Raw genomic sequence first — 7,230 nt, 5'->3', positions numbered from 1 at the left:
CGAAAGTAAATATAATATTAAAAACATACCTAAGCCATATATAGGACAATAAGGTCCTATTAAAAATCCTCTATTTACAAAATCTCCATCTTCTATTACATGATATATTACTTCTAATACCCATCCTAAGAAAGAATATATCAAAAATAAATATATGATTTTTACTATTATTTCATTCATTTAAACTCTCATTCTAATTTTTAAAAAAATGCAATGGAGGTAAATCCCTACCTCCAATATTAATTAACATTTTATTTATAAGTTATTATTATATATTAGCATCTTAACAATTATCTAATAATACTATTTTATAATTTATTAAGATTTTTTATTTTCTCTTAATTCATACATTCTTAGTAAAGCAGGTAATACTAAATAACCTACTAACATTGAATATATAGCGTTCATATTAGGTACTAAACTACCATCGGGTAATTTATTTGAAAATTGTCCAACCCAATTAAAATTAGCTAATAATAATACAGTTGATATTAATGCTAATACTGGTATTATTACATCTGTAATGTAATTTTTCTTAGCATCTAATATTTCTTCTTTATTCATTCCATAATAGAACATTATAACTGCTATTGGAACTATAACAAATTGTATAAATCTTGATATAGAGCTTATTATAATTATATTTGATATATTATAATTAAATGCAAGAGGTATTATTATTGCTATTGATGCTGTAAGTAAAAATGACGCTAATGGTAATCCTTGTTTAGTTCTTTTAATAAATATTTCTGGAACTTGTTTTTCCTTTGCCATTGCTTCAAATACACGTGGTGTATGGAATGATGCTGCAACATTTATTCCAAACATTGATACTAATGCTCCACCTATTATTATTTTTTGTATTATTTGATTTGAAAAAACTGATGCTAATACTACAACTTCTTTTGATGTAACTAATGCTTCCGAATTTATACTCATAGAAACTAACACTATTCCAAAATATATCATAGCTATTATTCCTATTGCTAATGGTATTGCTCTTGGTAAATTCTTTTCAGGTTCTTCCATGTCATGTGAACCACTTGCTATACTTTCAAAACCAGTAAATGCATAAAATGCTGCAACTAATGCTGTAACAAATCTTGAAACAGTCAATGCAGGAATTAAACTTTGACCCTCAGAATTTAACATTGAATCTACATCAAATATATGAATTTCTCCCATTTGTAATAACACAACTATTCCAGCTATTATAGTTATAGTTAATGCTCCCATTTTTCCAATAGTTGATAAATTGCTTATTATAGTAAGAACTCTTGTTCCAATTATATTAATTATAAGAAGTATTATCATTAAAATTAAAAAACCTATAGTTACAGTTTTATTATCTATCTCCATACCAAATATTGATAATGTTGTTCTTACAACAAAAGTAGCCAATGCTCCCCATGCAATACATGCCGCAACTACCCTAGTTATACCAACATATGAACCCATTGCATCTCCAAAAGATGCTTTTGCATATGCATAAGCTGCTCCCGGTTTAACTACATATTTAGATGCTGACGCAAAGCTTATTGCTAATATAGATGCAAATATTGCTGCTGCTAAATAAATTAAAGGAGCTTTACTCCCTGCTTGTTTTACAACTGAACCTGGCGACAAAAATATACCTGTTCCAATAATTGAGTTTATAGTCAATAAAACTATAGACCAAAACTTCATTTTACTTTCTTTTTGCACTATAATCACCTGCCTTATCTACTAGTGCCTTAAATATTTGATTAGCAGTTTCTGATTTAGCATGTAACATTTCTGGGTGCCATTGAACAGCTAATATAAATTCATCTTTTTCAGAAATAATAGATTCTACTACTCCATCACTAGCAACTGCTGCTACCTTATAATTATTTGCAACTTTGTCTACTGCTTGATGATGAAATGAATTTACCATCATTTCTTCTTTTTGAACAATATCATATAATATAGTATTTTTTTCTATTTTTACTTTATGTGTTTCTAAAGTTGGTTTAGAACCTTGATTGTGCTTTAAAACATTAGCTGAATTTATTAATGATAAATCTTGAAATAATGTTCCACCTTCGTAAGTATTAATAATTTGCATACCTCGGCATATTCCTAAAATAGGTACTTTTAATTTTTTACACTCTCTTAATAAAATATAATCAAACTTATCTCTTTCAGGAAAAGTTTCGCCTAATTTAGGATGTGGTTCTTGCCCATAATTATATGGTGATACATCGTGCCCTCCTGATAAAATCAAACCATCTAAATTTTTAGTTAACTCAATTGTAACTTCTTCACATTCATTAAATGGTATAATAATGGGTATTCCACCTGCTTTTAGAACAGCCTTTACATAATCATAATTCACATAAGATTTTTCATAACCTAGAAAAAACTTGGTATCTATCATTATGCTAGAAGAAATACCTATTATAGGTTTTTTTTTCATAATATACCTCCTATTTTTTTAAAAAAAATGTACTTTTAAAAGCACATCTTTTTTTTATTTATTAAACTCCGTAAGTTTCCATTAATTCGCTTAATTCTTCTTTTTCTTCAACTTCTTTAACCTTTTTTACTGATAGAATAATTGAAGATTTAGAACCATTTGAATCTATTACTAAAACCTTAACATTGTCCCCAACATTCAATTCTTCTGTTGCTTCCCGTTTAGGTATTAATCCTTTAAATCTTGGAGTTAACTCTGCAAGGTATGCATTTTCTAAAACATTAGTTATTACCACATCCGCAAAATCACCTATTGCATATTTTTCGTGTGCTTCTAACCAAGGAGAAACTACTAGTTCTTTAATTGATGCTGCAATTTTTCTTTCTTCTTTATCTATTGATAAAATAACTACATCTACTTCATCACCTTCATGTAATTCAGGCAATTCTTCTTTAAGCCAAGCATACTCATTTCTTCTAACAAATGCTTCTAACTTATTTTCTAGTTCAACAAACATACCATATTCTTGCATAAATACAATTTTGGCTTTTATTTTATTACCTTCTTGCATTATACTTTCAATATTTTCCCATTTTTCATCTAGTACTCTTTTAGCACTTAATGAAATTCTTTGTTTTTCATCATTTATATTTTCGATGAAAAATTCTATTGAATCTCCTACATTATATGATTTATCTAATTGGAAGAATTTTCTGTATGAAACATCTGAAATATGCATAAATCCTTCATCATTAGTTCCATCTATATTTATTACTAATCCAAAATCAAAGATTTCTTTTATAGTTCCTGTTCTTTTTTCTCCAATAGTATATTTTTCTCTAATCTTTAACCAAGGGTCTTCTTCTAATTGTTTAACACTTAATTTGATTTTTGATTTTTCTACATTTAATTCTATAACTTTTGCTTCTAATTCTTGACCAACTTTATAAGTTTCTCTAATATTAGAGATTTGATTCCAACTTAATTCTGAAATATGCACTAAACCTGTCATAGCTCCTAAATCTAAAATTAACCCAAAGTCTAAAATTTCTTTAACAGTACCTTTTAAAGTATCTCCTACATTAACTGTTTCTAAGAATTTATTAGTTTTTTCTTTTACGAAATCTATTCTTGAAACTGTTAATCCTTTTTTACTTTTTTCTTTTATTACAAAATCAAAAGTTTTTCCAACTATTTCGTTACCTCTTGCAGCGGATAGTGAAAATGGTAAAAATGCATTATTATTCTTTATTCTAACATTAAATCCACCTTTAATTTTTTTAACTACTTCTCCTGAAACTACGTCTGATTCATTATAATTATCTAATTCTTTTGTTCTATCTAAAGCTAATTTAGAAACTATTATAAAATCATCTTCGCTTCTTATAAATTGTACTGATATTTTATCTCCTACTTCATAACCTTCTATTTCAAAAGCTCTTACTCTACCTTCAAGTTTATTATTTATATCTAAGAAACCATAGTCCATATCCTTTCTCACTATAATTGCATCTTCTATAACAGATCCTGATTTGTAATCACTTGGAATATATTCTGCTAGAAGTTCTTCAAAATTAACATTGCTCATACCCTTATTTCTCTCCTTTATTATATTTCATTAAATTTCAAGACCTCGACTAAATATTTTAGTTCATCTAAAACCTCTTTTTCAGAAATTTCATTATCTAAATTTGCAACTACTGTAAATTCATCATTTTTAGATATTGCTAAAAGCATTAGCCCCATTACATTTTTTGCATCAACTTCCTCATCATTAAAAATAACTTTTATATCACCTTCATATTTTTGAGTAATTTGAACAAACTTTGTAGATGGTCTTGCGTGAAGACCTTGTTCATTTTTAACTTTTAAATTAATTCTTTTCATACCTTCACCTATTCACACTATTATACAATATTTTATGTAAAATTGCAAAGAAAAAATACTTTTTAAACATTTGACAATTTACTATATTCTTTCAGGGCAATTTTTAATACTTCTATCCCATTTTTTATTTCTTCTGAGTTATATGAACAAAACGAAAATCTTGCTTCTTGTATTCCATTATTATAATGTTCTTTTGAATAAAATCCTGGTCCTGTAGCAAACATTAAAGTTTCATTATTATACCTAAATTCTTCTAACAACCAAATTGAAAATTTTTCAATATCTTTTACTGGTAACTTTGCTAAAACATAAAAGGCACTATTTGGTCTACAAATGCTAACACCTTCTATCAAACTTAATTCCTCACAAAGTATATCTCTTCTATTTTTATATTCTTTTCTAACGTCTTCAATATATAAATCAATTCCTTTTAACAAACTTACTGTTGCAAATTGTTCTATTGTTGAAACCGATAATCTTGCTTGACAAAATTTTAAAACTTGATTTAGTAAATCTTTATTTCTAGCGCAAAAAGTCCCTATTCTAGCACCACAAACACTGTAATGTTTTGAAATACTATCTACCATTATTAGTCTATCATCTATGCCATCTATATTCATAAAAGAAGTAAACTTTTGATTTTTATCATAAATAAACTGTCTGTATACTTCATCTGATATTATATATATATCATTTTCTAATGCTATTTCTTTAATCATTTGCATTTCATCTTCATTTAAAATTACTCCTGTTGGGTTACAAGGATTAGAAAATAAAATGGCTTTTGTTTTAGAACTTATCAATTTTTCTATTTCTTCTTTTTTAGGTAATCTATAACCATTTTCAATTGTTGTAACTATGGGAACTAATTTTGCATTAGATACTCTTAAAAAACTATCATAATTTGAATAATATGGTTCAGGAACTAATATTTCATCATCAGGATTACAAATAGCCGCTATTGCAAATTGTAACGCTTCACTCCCACCATTTGTTATTATAATTTCATCTTTTGAAAGATTAATTCCATGCTTTTTATATGACTGTTCAAATGCATATAATAATTCACTTATACCTTGTGAATTTGCATATTTAACTATTTTTTCTTGGTAACCAAAAACTCCATTAAAAAATGAATCAGGTGTTTTTACATCTGGTTGCCCTATATGAAAACCATAAACAAAAACTCCTTCATTTGCTACTTTTTCTGCTAATGGTACTAACTTTCTTACAGGCGAATACTGCATATTTTTTACTCTACTTGAAAACTCCATATCTCTCCTACTCACTAATTTCTATATTTTTTTCTTTTTCAAATTCTAAATAACTACCATATATATCTACATTTATACAATATTGTAAATAACTATATGGTATATAAATTAAATATGGAACAAATATTTTAAATAAAAATATTTTAGAATTTAATAATTCTGGATCAAATGAATCAGAACCTAATATATCATAAATAAAATAATATGAATATGCCATATTAAGAATAGATATAATAAGAGGCATTAAAATAAGCAAATAATACATTTTCTTATTTTTACTCCACATATATTCTGAAAATTTTTCTAATTCAGATATTTTTATTTTACTATATGCAGAAAATCTTAATCCTATTGATTTATATATAATTATTGGTTGGGTACTTAAATTTAATATTGTAACTAGTCCCCAAAAACCTACTATATATGCCAATGCCACTGAAATAAAAAATACAGATACTGTTATTATCAATCCCCACAATATTAATAATAATACGTAACGAACCATTCTGTTTATACTAAGCTTTTCATTGTATGTTTTTTTAATTATGAGATAGAAATTTAAGTATAACATAATTATTCCCACTAAAAGCATTAATGAGATTATTACTATAGAAAAATAAATATTATCTGAAACATAATTATTTTTAATTATTTCATAAAATACTAAAAGTACACTTAATGTTAACAAAATTAATGCAGACATTAATATTGCAAAATTTTTAATATTTTTAACCTTTTTTAACTCATCTATTACCATTTTTTCTCCATTTCTTAAAAATTTACTTAGTAATTTCTATATTTTTTTCTTTTTCAAATTCTAAATAACTTCCATATATGTCTACATTTACACAGTAGTTAATGTATGAATAAATTATACTAGGAATATACAAAATTAAAATTTTAATTTTAAACATAGAATAATATAATTTTATAAATTTATTTCCTGCTTCTTGTATTATTAATTCCATATTAGCTGGATTAGTTGTATCTAAATTTAATATTTCTGAAGGAAAAAAATCAATATCTTTAGATATATCTAAAAATATGTCCAAAACCACATAAATACCATATACCATTTGAATAGCATATAATATTATAAATACTAAAATAATTAGATAATATACATTTTTATTCTTTTTCCACATATAATCTGAAAATTTTTCTAAATCTGGTTTCTTAACTTTACTAAATGCAGAAAATTTTAATTTTAATAATCTTATCATAAATATTACATAAAAAATTATTAAAATTATTATTCCTACTATACCAGTTATAGTAATATTTTGAATTATAAAAGCCATAATAGCAAAAAATATTCCAAATACAATTTCTAAAGCAAATATTGTTATAGCTGTTAACAATATATACTGTATTATCCTAACTATTTCTACTTTCTCATTATATGTTTTAGTAATTACAAAATAAAAAAATAGGTATAAATTCAATATTGGGAATAATAAACTTATTACAAAAGAAATATAATATAATTTAAAAAACAATATTGGTAAAATAAGAAATTGCAAAATAAAAATTGTAGTTAATATTGCAAAATTTTTCATGTTTCTTTTTTCTTTAATTTCATTAATTAGCAATTATATCAACCCTTTCTGTGTTTTTTTCTTTTTCAAATTC

Annotated in this window: 8 protein-coding genes; all 8 read right to left on the bottom strand. The window is 25.2% G+C overall.

Annotation, left to right across the window (positions count from 1 at the left end; all coding sequences use genetic code 11):
* Window positions 1–180 (bottom strand): putative ABC transporter permease (locus AWT72_RS07525; RefSeq protein ID WP_231724066.1); only part of this gene is annotated, 180 nt, incomplete at its 3' end.
* A gap of 138 nt (window positions 181–318) precedes the next feature.
* The gene (locus tag AWT72_RS07520) at window positions 319–1,704 is read right to left on the bottom strand and encodes an APC family permease (protein WP_197035203.1); all 1,386 of its coding nucleotides are present in this window, start codon (window positions 1,702–1,704) and stop codon (window positions 319–321) included.
* A complete protein-coding gene (locus tag AWT72_RS07515; RefSeq protein WP_067143175.1) occupies window positions 1,688–2,437 on the bottom strand; it encodes a gamma-glutamyl-gamma-aminobutyrate hydrolase family protein in 750 nt (249 codons plus the stop codon). Before AWT72_RS07515 ends, AWT72_RS07520 begins: the two co-directional genes overlap by 17 nt.
* A 61-nt stretch (window positions 2,438–2,498) precedes the next feature.
* A complete protein-coding gene (locus AWT72_RS07510; protein WP_067143172.1) occupies window positions 2,499–4,025 on the bottom strand; it encodes a S1 RNA-binding domain-containing protein in 1,527 nt (508 codons plus the stop codon).
* Window positions 4,026–4,045: 20 nt separating this feature from the next.
* A complete protein-coding gene (locus tag AWT72_RS07505) occupies window positions 4,046–4,324 on the bottom strand; it encodes an HPr family phosphocarrier protein (protein WP_067143169.1) in 279 nt (92 codons plus the stop codon).
* 62 nt (window positions 4,325–4,386) lie between these two features.
* Window positions 4,387–5,598, bottom strand: coding sequence for a pyridoxal phosphate-dependent aminotransferase (locus AWT72_RS07500; RefSeq protein WP_067143166.1), 1,212 nt, complete (start codon window positions 5,596–5,598; stop codon window positions 4,387–4,389).
* A gap of 7 nt (window positions 5,599–5,605) precedes the next feature.
* Window positions 5,606–6,355, bottom strand: coding sequence for a hypothetical protein (locus AWT72_RS07495; protein WP_067143163.1), 750 nt, complete (start codon window positions 6,353–6,355; stop codon window positions 5,606–5,608).
* A gap of 22 nt (window positions 6,356–6,377) precedes the next feature.
* Window positions 6,378–6,959 carry a hypothetical protein gene (locus tag AWT72_RS07490; protein ID WP_156286275.1) on the bottom strand — a complete coding sequence of 194 codons (582 nt, stop codon included), beginning with the start codon at window positions 6,957–6,959 and terminating at the stop codon, window positions 6,378–6,380.
* Window positions 6,960–7,230: the final 271 nt, after the last annotated feature.

It is taken from the genome of Oceanivirga salmonicida (genome assembly GCF_001517915.1).
Lineage (GTDB): Bacteria > Fusobacteriota > Fusobacteriia > Fusobacteriales > Leptotrichiaceae > Oceanivirga > Oceanivirga salmonicida.
Note: the sequence above shows the minus strand (reverse complement) of the source record. Positions and strands in the feature narration are given on the sequence as shown.